The following is a 17,819-nucleotide window of genomic DNA, read 5'->3' as shown; positions in this document are numbered from 1 at the left end:
CTCCTATGAGTAAGAATAAGGTGATATAACTTGTATAACACTATGAGTAAAAAAAGGTGATCATATGCTTTGGAATAGATGGGTACAGTTTTACTTCCACCTTCCAATTATTATACGGCTATTATTAAGTGTTACGTTCCTAATGTTATCCTTCGGGTATCTTATCCATTTAATCGAACCAGATCATTTCCCTTCCACTTTTGATGGGATTTGGTGGGCTTTTGTCACCGGATCGACAGTTGGGTATGGTGATTATGTTCCACTTAGTTCTCTCGGAAAGATAATAGCTATCCTTCTAATTTTAGCAGGAGGTGGTTTCGTTACATTTTACATGGCTACCTTATCTGCAGGGACAATTAAACTCGAACAAGATTTATCAAAAGGAAAAATTACTTATAAAGGAACGAATCACACTATTATTATTGGTTGGAATGAGCGAACTAAACAATTAATTGAAATGTTTAAAGACCATAACCTCGATACAGACACTGTATTGATTGATCATACATTAAATAAGCTATCCTATCAGGATCATCAGATACATTTTATCAATGGGGAACCTACCTCAGATAAAACATTAAAAAAAGCCAATATTGAACAAGCAAAGAATGTGGTCATTACTTCGGATCCAACCTTAACAGAAGAAGAAGCGGACCGGCAAACGATATTGAACATTATTGCAGCACGCGGAAATAATCCTTCCATACATATCATTTCAGAAATTTTAACGGAAATGCAGAAAAAAAACGCAACTCGAGCTGGTACCGATGTCGTTCTTCGTTCCAATAATTTTATGAGTTCCTTATTTTATCAATCACTGTTTCAAAAAGACCCCCAAGCTACTGATATTATAGCAGAGACACTGGAGGAACAACAATATTGCTCCGAATTAATCGGTGAAGATTTAATTCACAAAGATTTTTATTTTTGTGCTCAACAGTTTTTAGTGGAGAGAAAATGGTTAATAGGATTAGTTCGAGAAAATGAGATAATCTTACATCCTGATTTCACATCACCTATGAAAAAGGGGGATTCACTAATATTCTTAAGGCCATTGGACCATGCTCAAAACAGGGTTAAATAGGTAATAAAACTTAAAAACCCATTTCCTCTGTAATCGAAATGGGTTAAATAATTTCATTATACTATTTTTTAATTCGAAATTTGTGCAAGTAATACTTCTAAGTTTTGCAATACGACTTTCCCTTTTTCAATATAATTAGATGGGATATCAGCGTCTTTTTCTACCGGATTTTGAAATTGATTGAAAGCAGCTTGTATTACACTACTTTCTGCATAGGCATCGACCTCATTTTGATAGCGATGGGTCAATATATATGGCTTATCTATTCTAATTACTGCCGCATCTTGTTCTATCTCCCCTCTTACAGAATGAAAAGGGATACGAAGAAAATGATAGCCACCATCATTTGCTAATTTATAATCAAAATAACCATGATCATAATCCCACGCTCCACCCAGCGCATAGCCTTCTTGTTCTAGTACTTCTTTCACTTGCTGATAGGAATATACACTATTCTCAATTTTCGAATCTAATTCGTACAACGCATTCACCCCTTTTTTACATAGAATGCCCTCCCACGAAGAAAATATGTAAAAAAACCTCCACCCTTGATTATTAGACTCAAAATAAATAAAAATTACGCACTAATTAAAAATTTTCTATATAGTGAGGCTTCTGTGGAAACTCACGCGATGAAGATCCAGAATGAAAGAAAGTAAATCACTTCGCAGCAGTTTATGTTTTTTGTACACAAATTTGCTTTGGTCCGTGCCATTACATACTAAAAAGGACTGTCCTAAAGTGTGTAAACTTTAAGGACAGCCCTTTTGTTTATTACAGACGTTTTTCTAATTTTTCTTTTTCTTCTTCAAAACCTGGTTTACCAAGTAAAGCAAACATATTTTTCTTGTACGCTTCAACACCTGGCTGATCAAATGGATTGACTCCTAATAAGTATCCACTGATTGCACAAGCTTTTTCGAAGAAGTAAACTACATACCCAAATGTGTACGCATCTAATTTAGGAAGGTGTACAAGCAAGTTAGGTACTTCCCCATCAGTATGTGCTAGTAATGTCCCTTGGAATGCTTTTTTATTAACAAAGTCCAGTGTTTCACCAGCTAAATAATTTAATCCATCTAAATCCTGATCTTCTTTTTCAATCGTGATATTTGATTTTGGTTCGTCAACTTGAAGTACTGTTTCGAAAATATCACGGCGTCCTTCTTGTACATACTGACCTAATGAGTGAAGATCAGTTGAGAAGTTAGCAGAAGATGGATAAATACCTTTGAAATCTTTCCCTTCACTTTCACCGAAAAGCTGCTTCCACCATTCAGAAAAATATTGAAGTGCTGGTTCATAATTAATAAGCATTTCAATAGTTTTTCCTTTATTGTAAAGGACATTACGTACCGCTGCATATTGGTAAGCAGGATTCTTCGCAAGATCTGCTTCACTTAATTCTTCTTGTGCTTTTTGTGCACCTTGCATCATTTCATCAATATCTACTCCACTCACTGCAATTGGTAATAAACCTACCGCTGTTAGAACAGAATATCGTCCACCAACATCATCTGGAATAACGAAGCTTTCGTAACCCTCTTCTTTCGCTAATGTTTTTAGTGCACCTTTTGCTTTGTCAGTTGTAGCGTAAATGCGGTTTTTCGCTTCTTCCACACCATATTTCTCTTCAAGAAACTTACGGAAAATACGGAAAGCAATTGCCGGTTCTGTTGTTGTACCACTTTTAGAAATAACATTTACGGATACATCTTTATCCTTTAATACATCAAATAGATCATTGATATAAGGAGCACTAATGCTATTACCAACAAAGAAAACTTGTGGTGTGTCGCGTTGTTCATTTGCTAATTCATTATAAAAAGAATGATTAAGCATTTCGATTGCTGCGCGTGCCCCTAAGTAAGAACCACCAATACCTACAACTAAAAGTACCTCAGAATCTGATTTGATTTTTTCGGCTGCTTTCTTAATCCGAGCAAATTCTTCTTTGTCATAGTCAGTTGGAAGGTCTACCCAACCTAAAAAGTCACTTCCTGCACCTGTCTTGTTATGTACCATTTCATGTGCTAATTTTACCGGTTCTTTCAGGTACTCTAATTCATGTTCCCCAAAAAAGGCTAATGCTTTCTTGTAATCAAAGCGTACATGTGTCATGTTTTTGTAACCTCCAATAATTATTCTCACTATTTAAATGTACCGAATCCTGCGTCTTAAATCAAGCAACTCAATTAATAGATTCTTAAAAGTCTTCTGAATTTAGAGAAGCTTCAACTATAAAATTTGTGTCTTTTCACTACAGACTGAAGAAGAAAAGAAGCTTTGCTTTAATGTCGATTATTATAAAGGCAATCAATCGGGAATTATTGGATTTTTTCAATATGATTTAGTGGTAGATAAGAAAGAGCATAGATTAATTTCTTAGTTGATTTGCGAGAATTGAAATTCCATATAAATAAAACCAACAACACCTCAGGTTGTTGGTTTTATTTCGTTTACTCAGATTGTTTAATCCATTCGTTAAGCTTGTCCTTGAGTGTGTTAAATCCGTGTTCTCCTTCTTTTTCTGAAATTGGATTTGTATTGCGATCTGCTTGTCTTTCAGGCTGTAATGCACGAATTGATAATGCATACTTGTTTTCATTTTCATCAACTTCAATTATTTTAACGGCTACTTTGTCTCCCTCTTTGACATGATCTGCAATATCTTTGACAAAGCCATTTGTAACTTCAGATATATGAACTAAACCTTGTACATCCTCGCCGAGTGACACGAAAGCCCCATAAGGTTGAACCCCTGTGATTACTCCTTCCACCACGTCTCCTATTTGATATTTATATGACATACTTCCAACTCCTCTAAACAATTTCTACCAATTAATTACTCTTTAAACATTAGATAATGTTAGCATACATAGGATAAGAATAGCAAAAAAAGTTGAATTCTCCCAATTTTCATACTGCTTTTAAAAAAAATATCAAAATTTATCAAAAAAAGGTTTAAAGATTATATAAACGGGCAATTTATAATTATGTAAGACTTTCTCGTATTCCCCCTGGAAGCAAAGCGATTCGTCGCTTTGCTTATTTTTTTATATTAATGAAAATATAACTTTTTGCACACAATAAAATAAATTGCGACGTAATTTTCACGGATTTGCTTCCTCTCATTCTGAATTTATGTTAAGTGCTAAATTGTCACTGTAGAAAAATACTCGTTTTCACCCAGGAGTCTCGCATTTTTTCCGCTACTTAGTATAGTTGTTTAATTAAATAAGGAAGCAAACCGTGAAATGAAAATTATCAGTAGATGCTTACAAACGAACTATTCTGCCGTAGCGTATCCATAGCACTCATTACTAAGCTTGAATTGAGCAGAATCGCGGGTTTTGTCCGTTTTTTCTTACCATATCTAAGTGAGGTTACATCATATGAAAAGGACAATAACATATAAAGGACACATTATCAGCTTCACTTTTTATAAAAATTCACTAAAGCCGACTATTATCATGCTGCATGGTTTTTTAGCTTCAACATACTGCTTTCGAAAGTTAATTCCATTATTACAAAAAAATTTCCAAATTGTTTCCATCGATATCCCACCATTCGGTGAAAGTGAAAAATCCAACACTTGTTTATTTTCCTATGATCACATGGCTGATGCCACCAAATATATAATGGACGATCAATCCATCGATAAAGCCATTTTTCTCGGTCATTCAATGGGTGGTCAAATATCCTTGAGATTTGCCTACAAATATCCTGATTATATCGATCTGTTATATTTAATAGCACCATGTAGCTTTATGAGACATTCACCAATGTTTGCTAAGGCAATCTGTCATAATCCACTATCTCCTTTTATTGCAAGAAAGTTGTTAAAGCGAAAGGGTGTTTATGAAATGCTCAGACATTCCATTTATCACGATAACATCATCACGGATGAAATGCTGGAACACTATAAAAAACCTTTTTTAGACAAAAAAATATACCCATGTATCATAAAAATATTAAATGACCACCAAGGCGACTTGTCTGAAAAAGCACTTACAACCATTAACATCCCAGTTCATATTATCTGGGGGAAAAACGACGAAATTATCCCATACGAAATCGGATACGAAATTATTAAATACCTGCCAAAAGCAACACTAACAACTCTAGACCAAGCTGGCCATCTCCTCATGGAAGAAGCCCCGCACCAAATTGCCAAAGTTGTTTATCAATGGAACAAGGGCAATGTCACACTTTCATAAATCGAGTATTAGACTTTTTTGCAAGTGGGCGGTATGATTGAATAGAACTTACAAGAAATGTTATTAAGGGGTGCAAAAACATATGACTTTTTCTTTTGATAAACAAATTGAGCGACGAAATACGAGAGCCGTTAAATGGGATCTAGTCAAAGCGCTTTACGGATCGGAAGATGTCTTACCAATGTGGGTAGCAGATATGGACTTTGAAGTACCACCTGCTGTAAAAGATGCGTTAACAGAACGTGCTAAACACGGTGTATTTGGCTATACCTTTACCGATAATGCGCTTCAAGATACGATTACCGACTGGTTGGAATATAAACATGATTGGAAAGTGAAAAGTGCTTCCATTCAGTACAGCCCAGGTGTGATCGCTACTTTACATATGGCTATCCAAACCTTCACAGAAAAAGGGGATAAAGTATTGATTCAGACACCTGTATACCCTCCTTTTTATGAGATCGTAAAAAGTCATGACCGGGAACTAGTGAAAAGTCAACTTATTGTGAAAGAAAACAAATATGAGATTGATTTTGAGGATTTTGAATCTAAATTACAACAAGGAGTTCGGGCATTTATTCTCTGTAACCCGCATAATCCGGTTGGCCGGGTGTGGACCCAAGCAGAATTAGAGAAAATCGTAGCACTTTGCAAAAAATATCATGTCTTGATTCTTGCGGATGAAATTCATGCTGATCTTGTATATCAACCAAACAAACATATACCAATCGCTAAAATCGACGAAGATATGGAAGATCAGATTATTACTTGCATGTCACCAACAAAAACATTTAATTTGGCAGGACTACAAGTTTCCTATGCTATCGTACCAGATAAACAAAAAAGAGACGCATTGGAAAAGACCTTCCATAAACAAGGAATGCACATTTTAAATACAATGGGAATTACTGCATTGGATGCTGCCTATAATAGTGGTCGAGAATGGCTCGAACATTTAATTGGCCAATTACAAACAAATATCGATTATGTTGATAACGCATTTGCTAATCATCCAAAAGTTAACGTATTCCGTCCGGAAGGTACCTATTTAATATGGCTTGATTTCCGTGAACTTGAGCTTTCACAAGATGAACTTAAAGAGTTTTTACAAAAAGAAGCCAAAGTTGGATTAAATGATGGCGCCTCATTTGGCGAAGAAGGCTCCGGTTTTATGCGGATGAATATTGCATGTCCTTTAGAAATAGTAAAAGAAGGCACTACCCGTATTATAGATGCGTTGAAAAAGTAAGTATCCCACACAGATAATAAATTTTATACTTGCTAAAAAACAAAAAGAGTAAGCGAATTAATGCTTACTCTTCCTCTTTATTAGATTCAGTTGGATCAGTTGGTTTTTCATCCTCTGTTGCTTCTTTTAATGATATAACACCACATACGACACGGTCACCTGCATCCCCTGCTGGTTGTGAAACGCCATCATCCTGGCCTCCATGAATAACGATCGAAGTACCATCTTCTCTTAATAATGACTTATTCCCATCCGTTAATGTCGCACCTGGAAGCTCAAGCTCTACATCTGCCGTTCCATCCGCCTCAATTTCTAAATTGGGCATATCGCCTAGGTGAGAACCATCCGGATGCATGAGACCATGCTCATTTCCTTCTGGATTAAAGTGATTGCCGGCAGATTGAAAATCCGGTCCTTCACATTTAGCATATTCGTGAATATGTACGCCATGCATTCCTGGCTCCAGAGCTTCCACCTTAATTTGAACTGTTACCTTATCTTTCTGTTCCTTGAATGTAGCAGTTCCCACAGCATCTTGATCTATATTATACAAACGGACTTCTAATGGAGAGCGCTCCTCTGCCTGACAGCTAGTAAGGACCATAAGTATGGCTAAACAGAAAAAAAGTACATACCTTTTCATATCATCTACTCCTCTACAATTATCCATTAACTATTATGGACAAGGAGAAGTAAACTTAATCAATCTTTTAAATTGTCGTATTTTTGATTCCATTTCTCTTCTTCTTTTTTGGATGCTTTCTTAATAAAATGCATGGCAACAAAAGCACCTATTACAAATATCAGCAAACTAATTACAGCTGGTATATATAATGTTTTATCTTCTGGGAAATAAAGAAATTCCATCATCTTGCATCACTTCCCTTTTTACAAATAATTAATAATAGGGTCTTATTATAACATAAAAAAAGCTAGTTATTAACAACTAGCTTTTTTTACTTTATTTTCCTAAATGTTCTTCAATAGTTTCTGCGATTCCTTCTAGAGCTTGATCTTCATCGTTACCATCAACTGTGATACGAATTTCTGCTCCTTTTGGAACACCTAGTGACATAACACCCATGATGGATTTTAAATTTACTGTCTTACCATTATAATGTAATTCCACATGTGATTCATATTGCCCAGCTTTATTTACTAATAAAGTAGCTGGCCGTGCGTGAATACCCGTGTCACTTTGAATAGTAAAAGATTGTTCTTTCATAACCATAACCCTCCTCATCACTCGGTCATCTTTCATGAGTCAACTTATTGCCTAAACTTGTGAAATGACTAACTAAACCTATTATATACGATAAAAGCTAATTAAGAAACTAAAAAAAGAAAAAATTCCGCAATCCATGAAAAGGATACCATTTTATCTCGAATGGGTTCCATTTGTATTTCGATTTTCATTATGATATTTTCTAATTATACCATCTTGCCTAAAAGGAGGGCTTATACATGAGTGTACATATAGGAGCAAAAAAAGGTGATATTGCAGATACCGTCTTACTGCCAGGAGATCCATTACGCGCTAAATATATAGCAGAAAATTTCTTAGAAAATGTGACTTGCTATAATGAAGTTCGCGGAATGTTTGGCTATACTGGTACATATAAAGGAAAAGACATCTCTGTTCAAGGTACAGGAATGGGCGTACCATCTATTTCAATCTATGTGAACGAGTTAATTCAAAGCTATGATGTGCAGAATTTAATACGCGTCGGAACATGCGGGGCAATTCAAAAAGACGTGAAGGTAAGAGATGTCATACTTGCTAGCACATCTTCAACAGATTCACAAATGAACAGAATGGTATTTGGTGGTATTGATTACGCACCAACAGCTAATTTTGAATTACTGAAACAAGCATATGATACAGGTGTAGAAAAAGGACTTTCTCTAAGAGTCGGAAACGTATTCACTAGTGATAGTTTTTACCGTGATAATATGAAAGAATTGTTAGAATTGCTTGACCAATATAATGTGTTAGCAATTGAAATGGAGTCTACTGCATTATATACATTGGCAGCTAAATTCAACCGTAATGCATTATCCGTTCTGACTGTTTCCGATCATATTATTACCGGCGAAGAAACTACTGCAGAGGAACGTCAAACGACATTTAACGACATGATTGAAGTATCACTGGATGCGGCAATAAAATAAGAACAAAAAGATGAGATGAGATCATATGTTCGTTCTCATCTTTTTATTATTAAAAGCATGTTAATTGATGGTTAATCAATACTAAAGACGTAAATGCTATGCTATAATGGTAAAGAAAATGGACGGTAGATACATATAAAAGTCGTATACTACTCATTTATCATGGCATCATGGGATACCAAGTTATCCACCTAAGAAACAGAGAGGATGTTCTACTTGGAGCTTTTCGAGAATTTTCCACTTTGGGCAGCTTTAATTGCGATTACTTTTGCCCAAACCATTAAAGTTCCCTTACATTTTATCGCTACAAAAGAATTCAGACCTGGCTTAACATTTAGTACAGGCGGGATGCCGAGTAGTCATTCTGCTGCTGTTACAGCTGTTACCACTGGAATTGGAATGGAACACGGCGTATCATCAGGTCTATTTGCTGTATCTTGTGTGCTAGCCATTATTATTATGTTTGATGCAACTGGCATTCGCAGACAAGCAGGAGAACAAGCGATTTTGTTAAACATGCTAGTAAAAGATTTTCATCGTTTTGTCTCCGAAGCAAAAGGCTGGTCTAAAAAAGGGGAATATGAGAAACAAAAAGAATTAAAAGAACTTCTTGGACATCAGCCGATTGAAGTCTTCTTCGGTGGATTAACTGGAGTCCTTTTAGCTGTATTACTATATCCGCTATTTTAAAAATCGCTTTATGCTAAATAGCTCGTATAACAATCAAAAAACAGTTCCAATGACTGTTCTTATTATACTCTTTTCGATAAAGAACCAAATTCCCAAAAAAAGATATATAAACAAAAGGGTGAGCTAATTAGCTCACCCTTCAATTTTTATTCTGCTTTGTATTGATGTCTGAATACTTGTAATGATTCTGTATTATTTAAAGAGGCCACTACGTCTTCTGTTAATTGTCCAGTTCCATATTCAATCACATATACATCTACTTCTTTTTTTCCCCATTTTTCATAGACATCATTCACCGTCGGATAGTATAAGTCAATCTTATTTCCTTTAATTGCACCACCCTTATCAGCTACAATACCATACCCATAATCAGGAATATATAATATCGTACCAATAGGATAAACATTTAAATCTGCGGCAATGGTGGAATACAAATCTCTGGTAACTTTCACCCCTGAATATGTCACACCATAAGCAGGATGATCTGGTGTTTTGCCAGTAGATTCCACACCTGCTGTATAACCTGTAGCTACGACATTATGTTCCTCATATTGACTTAAATCTAACGTTTCTTCCAAAGTGGATGGCGCTGTTATTTCTTCACTTGAAATGTATGTGACACGACTATCACGATGCTTGACAAACTTCTTTTTGGATAGAATTTCCCGATCTGGCTGATTACCTATATCAAGTGAATCATCTGTTTCATCTGCTAAGCTATTAAACACTTCTTGTGCTGATACATTAGATACCATGGTAAAACTAGACAAAAGTGCCCCCAACAACAGAGTAATCATTAATAGAGTTTTTGAAATTTTCCATATAAACATAAAAGATCACACCTCTCTAGGTGTAATCTTTTCCACTAACAACAGGAAATATACATTTACTTCGTATTAGAACATTTGATAGCCATTTTTTCTAAGAAACTTAATTACGATTCCAGAAACTATAGTGCCGATAAATCCAGATGATAAAATAATCGTATCTTGTACACTTAATGCGATTAATTCATTCCACAGTGTCAAGAATGCATAACCTGGGTCAGTGAAGTACGTGGTAAAAGGAAAAGTATCGACAATAAACATAACAATAATCGGAAAAACAAATGCCATTAACCATGTTTGACGTAAGATCATGTTAAGAATAAAGCTAATTCCAAAAAATAATACAAAAAATAAAAGAACAGAGATAAAAAGTTGAATCATTCAAATACTCCTCTTCGATCATATCAAAATCAATAACTCTCCTTATTCTATACTGCAAAGGAAACTTGTGCAATAAAGTTCATTTTTTTGTAATAAAAATAAATCACATTCGCAAACTTTATTGCAACAACAACCACCCCAGTACACATAAACTGCGCAGTAACTCTATAAAGGATTTGTTTCCTTCCATTTTTTCTTGTAGAGATTGTTATATCACCACTTCCTTCAAGGAAGAATGGAAGAATATCTTAATCAAAATGAATTTTCAATATTTCGCAGTTTGTATCTATTGCTATATAGGATTAGGATTTAAAAAGCAGAGGATTAAAGATTAATCCTCTGCTTTTACTAATGATTATGAAAAGATGTTAAATTTCCCTTTTTTCAATACTAATCCTACTCCACCGATTTTGAGTAGTGCGCGGTTATCGATGACTTTCTTCATGAAAGAAGCAGTCCATCCAAAGATTTTCTTACCTCCAAAGATAGATCCCATTGCATCTTTATCACCAAGTGAACATACCGTTCCTCGATTGATAAATTCGAAATGCTCTAATTCGCCACCTTTTATAAGTGCGATTAAATTATGGGCACAAATCTCTGCTTCTTGCATGGCAATTTGTGCAGTTGGTGGATATGGACGATCAATTTCTTTATTCCAAACTAATGCACAATCACCAACTACAAACACATCTTCATGTGATGATGCACGTAATTCTGGTGTTACTTCCACTTTACCACGATTATCTTCTAACGTAGATTCTTCTACTAAGTGGTTAGCACGTACACCTGCAGCCCATACTGTAGTCATGGTTGGAATATCTTCTTTTTCACCATTTTGTTCTACAGTAATTCCGTCAGCACGTACTTCTTTTAAGAATGCACCAAGTTTGAATTCCACTCCACGTGCTTCTAGTGAGTTCATTGCATATTCAATTAACTCTGGATCAAATCCTGGCATGATCGAATTCATTGCCTCAACTACGATAACACGTACTTTACTGCGATCAACATCATACTCTTCACACAGTTCCGGAATACGGTTTGCTAGTTCACCGACAAATTCAATGCCTGTGAAGCCACCACCGCCAACAACAATATTTAATCGTTCTTGCTTAGCTTCAGCTTCATTATTATACACAGCAAATTGATAATCAATGTGTTCACGAATCTGACGCGCTTTATTAATACTTCCAATCGTAAGTGCATTCTCTAATAAACCAGGAATTCCAAATGTTGCAGCTTCAAAACCTAAAGCAACTACTAGATGGTCATATTCAAGAACGTCACTATCTTGTAATTCAACTTTTTTCTCATCAGGTTTAATCGCTGTTACCGTATCTTGCACAAAATTAACCTTCGCTGAATTAATAAGGTCAGATATTCTGACACGGCTACGGTCATGATGTAATGTACCCGCTGCTGCTTCGTGTAACCAAGTTGATTCATAGTGATAATCATTTTTGTTTACAAGTGTAATGTGTGCATCATTGACACCTAATTTTTTTTGTAGCTTGGCTACTGTCGTAAGCCCACCATAGCCCGCTCCCAAAACAACAATTTTTGGTTTATGCATCTTTCTCACATCCATTTAAGTATTTTTTTGTGTAACAATTCGTGATATATTTCACGTACAATCACGTCATGATACATAAGTCTAAATAATTAGTCCCTAGTTTATGTTAGACCTTTTTACGACATTTTTCAACCCTTGATTTTATTTTTGTGAATTTTTTTAAACTCTCTTTCTATACTTGGTGAAATTTACAAATATTCAATTACAGGCTTGTAAAAATGACATAATTGATGCTGTTATGTTAAAATATAAGGCATTGATGTAAGTATTAGGGGGAATCTAATATGTCACAGGAAGTTTATGATATAACTATAATAGGGGCGGGGCCTGTTGGATTGTTTACAGCGTTTTATGGTGGCTTAAGACAATCTTCTGTAAAAATCATCGAGAGTTTACCTCAAATCGGGGGACAGCTCAGCGCATTATATCCAGAAAAATATATTTATGATATTGCTGGCTTTCCAAAGGTTCGTGCACAAGAACTCGTCGATAACTTGAAAGAGCAAACGGATTTATTTAAACCCGAAATAGTCTTAGATCAATCCGTTGAACGTGTAGAGCGTTTAGATGATGAAACACTCAGAATTACAACACCAACAGAAGAACATTACTCTAAAGTAATCATTATTACTGGTGGAAATGGTGCTTTTCAACCCAGAAAATTAGCGATAAATAATGCAGAACAGTTTGAAGATAAAAATCTTCACTATTTCGTGGATAATATGGATAAATTTCGTGATCAACGTGTCGTGTTATTCGGTGGTGGTGATTCTGCCGTTGATTGGGCTTTAATGTTAGAACCAATTGCAAAAGAAGTAACATTAGTCCACCGCAGAGATAATTTCCGGGCACATGAGGCTAGTGTTGAGAACTTAATGAATTCTAATGTGAATATTTTAACACCGTATGTACCTGAAAGTCTGATTGGACAAGACCAAATTGATCAAGTCCGATTAAAAGAAGTGAAAGGCGACAAGGAAGTCGTATTAGATGTAGACCATGTCCTAGTGAATTATGGGTTTATTTCATCTTTAGGTCCCATTAAAAATTGGGGGTTAGAAATTGACAAGAATAGCATTGTAGTAAATTCAAAAATGGAAACAAATGTCCCTGGTATCTATGCTTCAGGTGATATTTGTACATATCCGGGTAAAGTTAATTTGATTGCTGCCGGATTTGGAGAAGGACCAACTGCAGTTAACAATGCTAAAGCATATATGGATCCAAAAGCGAGAATTCAACCAAAACATTCAACTAGTATGTTTTAGTAGTAAAAATATGTTTTTTAAAATACAACAAAACACTTACACAATAGCATCCTTGCATTTACATGCGGAGTATAATAATACAATATTTTGATTAAAAGTGTATCATTTATAGTATCACGAAAAAGCACCTACTTATTTGGTAGGTGCTTTAATTATGTACTTCAATGAGTTTAGTCACAACTAGGTAAGATTATCATCACACTTATATTTTTGGTTTCAGATGCTTAATCACTGACATGATAAGTATTATCATACCAACGCCAAAGCCTGACATGGATAAGGGAGCAAGTAAAAATCGTATTAACTCACCTTGTACAAAAAAACTTGTAAGCATGACAACCATACATATCACAGTAAATATACTGACTGTTAAAATTCCTATTAAATCATTTAACTGATGATCCTTCTCATGAACTATCGTAATCTTATCATCTTTAAGAATAGGTAACTCTAATAATTTCGGGATGTAGTCCTCTAGTTGTCCCTGGATTTTACTTATACGCTTTTCGGCTAACTGTCCTTTATCAATATGGCTTGCATATGATTCACTCGCTGTTGTTAATGAGTATTCTTCATCTACAGATGACAATGTCCCATCTAAAGTAACGATTGCTCTAAAAGCACCAGCAACAGTTGGTTTTAATGATAGTCCCATCTCGGTTATCATCGACATCAGTCGTTTCATCATCACACTAGTTGGATCATGTGAAAAAGATGCTTCTGATAAAAGTCTATTGAGACGTCGTTCTACCATAACTTCATCGAGTAAACCTCCTCCTTCACAAACCTTCCTCAAACCATGCACCATCTCTTTCGTATCATTATTGCTATAACCAACTAGGAAACTTAACATACCATCTCGTTCATCATCAGTTAAATAACCAACTGAGCCGAAATCAATTAGCGCAATTTCTCCACCTTTTGTTAACATGATGTTCCCAGGATGTGGATCAGCATGAAAGATACCAATCATCAGTATTTGCTCTAAAAATGCGTGCATGATCATTTCTGAAACGTCGGCAGTCACTTCTTTTGTAAAACTATCTCCTTCCATATATTCCATCGTTAATACATGCTTATTCGAATACTCAGAATAGATTTTAGGCACTCTTATATTAATATCGTGTTCCTTAAATGCCTTTTTTAACAAGTTTGTATTAAGTGCTTCGATATCAAAGTCAGTTTCTTCCACAAGATTCTTTTTAAATCCTTTTGCAAGTTCTATTAAACCGAGTCTTTTAATTTTAGACGAGCGTTCTGATAGCCATGACACAAATTGAATTAATAAATCTAAATCTACTGTCATCTTCTGTTTGACATTAGGTCTTAAAATCTTAACTACCACTTTCTCTCCAGTCAACTTAAGTGTCGCTAGATGAACTTGTCCAATAGAAGCTGCTGCGATCGGTCGCATATCAAATGATTTATAGATATCATCAATGTTACCAATTTTGTTATCAATGATTGTTTTAAGTTCATTTGTTCTGAGAGGTTGTACTTGGTCATGTAAACTGGAAAACGCATCGATGTAATTACTAGGTAAAATATCTTTTTTTGTCGATAACACTTGCGCAAACTTAACAAAAATTCCACCCATGTCATCAAGAATTTCAGCAATTACATTTGGCAGTTTCGCATGATCTTGTTGAATCAAATGATTTAAACCTTTTCGTGAAGCAATCCACAAGAGTTGAACCATACGCATGAAACCACGAATTTTATTAACGATATATAGGAGTGGGTTAGGTGTTTGTAATACTTTAAAATTGAAGAGACAAAGAAGCATATATGTATAGCAAGCGATAAATATAATGGACAGCGGGTAATAGATAAACATAACTCTCAAGATCTCATCACGATCAGATATATTAGAAATTTGATTGAAGTATGTAAAAGTTAGCACGAGCGTCACGGTGGACGTACTAAATAGCACAGCAACCATTAGTTTAAGCTGTTCATTTTTAAATACCTTGATATTCGCTATAATAAAATAAAAAATGAAAGCAGCGATAATGATACTGCTCAAGTAAAATTGCTCTAGAACTTGAACCAGTACACTAACAACTAGTGCACCGACTAACGATACGATTACTTTATGATTCGAGTTAAATAAAGAAGCAAGCAATATGAATATTATGAAACACACAATTAATACACTTAAAAAGAACATATCTCATTCCACCTAGCCACTTTGGTTGATTATAGTCTAAGTTATAAAGTGTGTTTTGTAAACGGGGAGTTTTCCACTTAAAACAAAACGACACAGGCCTCATCACATTGTTACTATGTTAGGGTTATAGGAAGAAAAATTTCCAAGACAAATTTTCAAGGAACATGGATTCGATATAGATATGATCGGAAAAAAGCGTATAGAATCTTCAGGCAAAAGATGGCGTGAACGATGGGACTCTGTTTTGTCATCCTTTATAATATTCTCTTGAATTCATCAGTGTAAGTGATTCCTTTATCACTAACAGATTTCACATTAGGATTTTTTGATAATATTTTTATTTCCTTTTCGGTAAACAATTTCTTACTCATTTTTCTTTCCCTCTTTACTATTTTTTAAATTATAACCAAAGTACCCTATAGGTAGACTTTTTGTAAAGTGTCTACTCTATAGGATTCATTTTATAAATGGAAATCAGAAGTTTTTATTTATATAATGAAAGAACGATAAACAAAGAATTCATCAGGATAATTGGAGGCTTATATGGCACTTGATCTAGTAACACTTCTACTAGTTGTTGGTATCATTAATTTTATGGGATTAATATTAATGATTGTTTTATGGAGAATTAACCCTATGGTAAAGGGGCCTGCTTTCTGGACTTGGTCCTCTGTTAGTTGGATTGTGAGCTTTATTAGTATATATTTTTTTGATGGAAGTTTGATCACGTTCTTAAATAATTGCTGTACATTGATCGGTGCAATTCTATTAATGGAAGGAATCCTTAGATTTCGCGATTTTGGTAATGATAGAAAAAGACAAAAACTAATAATAGCCTTCATTCTGTTATCCGTTATCATGTCGTTTATAAACCAAACAAATCCTACTGCGAGATATCTTTACCATGATTTTATGGTCGTATTGGTTGCTGTGATTTCGATAGTGGCTATGCTTTATAAAACAAATAAAGTTCAATTTTGGGTGCATTTATATGTAGCTGTTTCAGCTGCTTTGATCATCCCAGTTTTTTCTTATAGATGGTATTTAGCATTTAGCGGTCAAATCGAAGGTCAGCTAATTGGACCGACACAACATTCATTCCAAATTTTTTTAGTTCTATTTATTATCCCTTTTTTCATTGGATGGCCTTTAGGGTTAGGACTTGCTTTATCCTATCAAATGAGACAGGAATTAAAATCCGCAATGGAAGCAAAATGGTTACAAGCACAAATACAACCGCATTTTATTTTTAATACTTTAAACTCCATCAGTGCACTAAGCATTGTAGACATTAAAAAAATGCGTCGATTGGTAGAAGAATTTAGCGAATTTCTACGGAGTAAATTTGACTCAAACTCCTTTAATAAATGGACACTTGTTGAAGAGGAAATTTCCGTCGTAGAATCCTATCTGTATATAGAGAAAATAAGGTTTGGCGACAAATTAAAAGTTCATTGGAATGTAGAAGATGTAGAAGGATTTTATCTACCAACGCTGACCATTCAACCAATTGTTGAAAATGCAATAAAACATGGGATTATGCAACAGGCTTCTGGTGGAACAATTGAAATTAAAACTATTAAGAAATATGATTATTTACGAGTCATCATTAAAGATGATGGAGTTGGAATGAGCAATGACATCATTCGCTCTATTAAACGCATGGATACAGGGATAGGGCTCAAAAATACAGATAGAAGACTAATCGAAGGCTTTGGAACAGGAATACAAATTAAAAGTAGAATAAAAGTGGGTACTGTGATTGCCTTTAATATTACCAAAAACTCTTCGCAATAGGAAAAACCGGATCGCAAAGATTTCTCATGACGGTTCCTTCATTTCATTTCTTCAAAAATCATAGACGGACAACTGAGGACTATCATAAGGTGTACCTAAATACTTTTGTAAATCCCAAATTTCACTAATAAAAAAGCATAAGTTTTCAACAATCAGATAAACCGAGTTTCTTACTTATAATATAATGCATCTAATACGTTTGTTTAAGCCATCGCTCTATAAATTATGATTTGTGTAAACTCAGCTATGCAATCAAAGAATTCTTTTCTAGCTTCCTTTACCATCTAGGTTAATTATCTATTTCTAAGGTAGAAGCATACAATGATAAAAAATGCTAAAGGTGATGAAATTTATGGGAGTATTTATTAATAAATCCGAACATCCA

17 protein-coding genes are annotated in these 17,819 nt (G+C 34.8%); 7 read left to right on the top strand and 10 right to left on the bottom strand.

Features of this window, described 5'->3' with window-relative positions; translation table 11 throughout:
* Window positions 1–64: 64 nt before the first annotated feature.
* Window positions 65–1,084 carry a potassium channel family protein gene (locus BM121_RS21115; RefSeq protein ID WP_091486610.1) on the top strand — a complete coding sequence of 340 codons (1,020 nt, stop codon included), beginning with the start codon at window positions 65–67 and terminating at the stop codon, window positions 1,082–1,084.
* A 68-nt stretch (window positions 1,085–1,152) separates the two neighbouring features.
* On the opposite strand, the gene BM121_RS21110 is transcribed toward BM121_RS21115, so the two are convergent.
* The 3 genes from BM121_RS21110 to yugI all read right to left on the bottom strand — a co-directional run bounded on the left by BM121_RS21110 (window position 1,153) and on the right by yugI (window position 3,894).
* A complete protein-coding gene (locus tag BM121_RS21110) occupies window positions 1,153–1,575 on the bottom strand; it encodes a YugN family protein (protein ID WP_245780875.1) in 423 nt (140 codons plus the stop codon).
* A 283-nt stretch (window positions 1,576–1,858) separates the two neighbouring features.
* On the bottom strand, window positions 1,859–3,205 hold the full coding sequence (locus tag BM121_RS21105; RefSeq protein ID WP_091486604.1) for a glucose-6-phosphate isomerase: 1,347 nt from the start codon (window positions 3,203–3,205) through the stop codon (window positions 1,859–1,861).
* A 338-nt stretch (window positions 3,206–3,543) separates the two neighbouring features.
* A complete protein-coding gene (gene yugI / locus BM121_RS21100; RefSeq protein WP_091486602.1) occupies window positions 3,544–3,894 on the bottom strand; it encodes a S1 domain-containing post-transcriptional regulator GSP13 in 351 nt (116 codons plus the stop codon).
* Window positions 3,895–4,479: 585 nt separating this feature from the next.
* Here yugI and BM121_RS21095 point away from each other — a divergent pair.
* Complete coding sequence (locus BM121_RS21095; protein WP_091486599.1) at window positions 4,480–5,304, top strand: alpha/beta fold hydrolase; 825 nt, start codon at window positions 4,480–4,482, stop codon at window positions 5,302–5,304.
* An 82-nt stretch (window positions 5,305–5,386) separates the two neighbouring features.
* Window positions 5,387–6,553: a MalY/PatB family protein gene (locus BM121_RS21090; RefSeq protein ID WP_091486597.1), complete on the top strand. Its 1,167-nt coding sequence runs from the start codon at window positions 5,387–5,389 to the stop codon at window positions 6,551–6,553.
* 64 nt (window positions 6,554–6,617) lie between these two features.
* Here the strand turns inward: BM121_RS21090 and BM121_RS21085 are convergent, their stop codons facing one another.
* From BM121_RS21085 to BM121_RS21080, 3 genes are all read right to left on the bottom strand, one after another.
* Complete coding sequence (locus BM121_RS21085; RefSeq protein WP_091486594.1) at window positions 6,618–7,196, bottom strand: superoxide dismutase family protein; 579 nt, start codon at window positions 7,194–7,196, stop codon at window positions 6,618–6,620.
* Between the two features lie 59 nt (window positions 7,197–7,255).
* Window positions 7,256–7,423 carry a hypothetical protein gene (locus tag BM121_RS22225; RefSeq protein WP_175495521.1) on the bottom strand — a complete coding sequence of 56 codons (168 nt, stop codon included), beginning with the start codon at window positions 7,421–7,423 and terminating at the stop codon, window positions 7,256–7,258.
* A gap of 91 nt (window positions 7,424–7,514) precedes the next feature.
* Window positions 7,515–7,778 (bottom strand): phosphocarrier protein HPr, encoded by a 264-nt coding sequence (locus tag BM121_RS21080; protein WP_058306856.1) that lies wholly within the window; start codon window positions 7,776–7,778, stop codon window positions 7,515–7,517.
* Between the two features lie 239 nt (window positions 7,779–8,017).
* On the opposite strand from BM121_RS21080, the gene deoD reads away from it, so the two are divergent.
* The gene (gene deoD, locus BM121_RS21075) at window positions 8,018–8,725 is read left to right on the top strand and encodes a purine-nucleoside phosphorylase (RefSeq protein ID WP_091486592.1); all 708 of its coding nucleotides are present in this window, start codon (window positions 8,018–8,020) and stop codon (window positions 8,723–8,725) included.
* 216 nt (window positions 8,726–8,941) lie between these two features.
* Window positions 8,942–9,415, top strand: a complete 474-nt coding sequence (locus BM121_RS21070) for a divergent PAP2 family protein (RefSeq protein ID WP_091486589.1) — start codon at window positions 8,942–8,944, stop codon at window positions 9,413–9,415.
* A 146-nt stretch (window positions 9,416–9,561) separates the two neighbouring features.
* Here the strand turns inward: BM121_RS21070 and BM121_RS21065 are convergent, their stop codons facing one another.
* The 3 genes from BM121_RS21065 to BM121_RS21055 all read right to left on the bottom strand — a co-directional run bounded on the left by BM121_RS21065 (window position 9,562) and on the right by BM121_RS21055 (window position 12,199).
* Complete coding sequence (locus BM121_RS21065) at window positions 9,562–10,245, bottom strand: 3D domain-containing protein (protein WP_091486587.1); 684 nt, start codon at window positions 10,243–10,245, stop codon at window positions 9,562–9,564.
* A 66-nt stretch (window positions 10,246–10,311) separates the two neighbouring features.
* Window positions 10,312–10,623 (bottom strand): YuiB family protein, encoded by a 312-nt coding sequence (locus tag BM121_RS21060; protein WP_091486584.1) that lies wholly within the window; start codon window positions 10,621–10,623, stop codon window positions 10,312–10,314.
* Between the two features lie 355 nt (window positions 10,624–10,978).
* A complete protein-coding gene (locus tag BM121_RS21055; protein WP_175495520.1) occupies window positions 10,979–12,199 on the bottom strand; it encodes an NAD(P)/FAD-dependent oxidoreductase in 1,221 nt (406 codons plus the stop codon).
* Window positions 12,200–12,483: 284 nt separating this feature from the next.
* On the opposite strand from BM121_RS21055, the gene BM121_RS21050 reads away from it, so the two are divergent.
* A complete protein-coding gene (locus BM121_RS21050; RefSeq protein WP_091486580.1) occupies window positions 12,484–13,467 on the top strand; it encodes an NAD(P)/FAD-dependent oxidoreductase in 984 nt (327 codons plus the stop codon).
* A gap of 202 nt (window positions 13,468–13,669) precedes the next feature.
* Here the strand turns inward: BM121_RS21050 and BM121_RS21045 are convergent, their stop codons facing one another.
* On the bottom strand, window positions 13,670–15,637 hold the full coding sequence (locus BM121_RS21045) for an ABC1 kinase family protein (RefSeq protein WP_091486577.1): 1,968 nt from the start codon (window positions 15,635–15,637) through the stop codon (window positions 13,670–13,672).
* Between the two features lie 543 nt (window positions 15,638–16,180).
* Between BM121_RS21045 and BM121_RS21040 the strand changes: the two genes are divergently transcribed.
* Window positions 16,181–17,434 (top strand): sensor histidine kinase, encoded by a 1,254-nt coding sequence (locus BM121_RS21040; protein ID WP_091486575.1) that lies wholly within the window; start codon window positions 16,181–16,183, stop codon window positions 17,432–17,434.
* Window positions 17,435–17,819: the final 385 nt, after the last annotated feature.

It is taken from the genome of Gracilibacillus orientalis, from assembly GCF_900114645.1.
Taxonomy (GTDB): Bacteria; Bacillota; Bacilli; order Bacillales; family Amphibacillaceae; genus Gracilibacillus; species Gracilibacillus orientalis.
The sequence above is the reverse complement of the archived record's forward strand: the minus strand, read 5'-3'. Positions and strand labels throughout refer to the sequence as shown.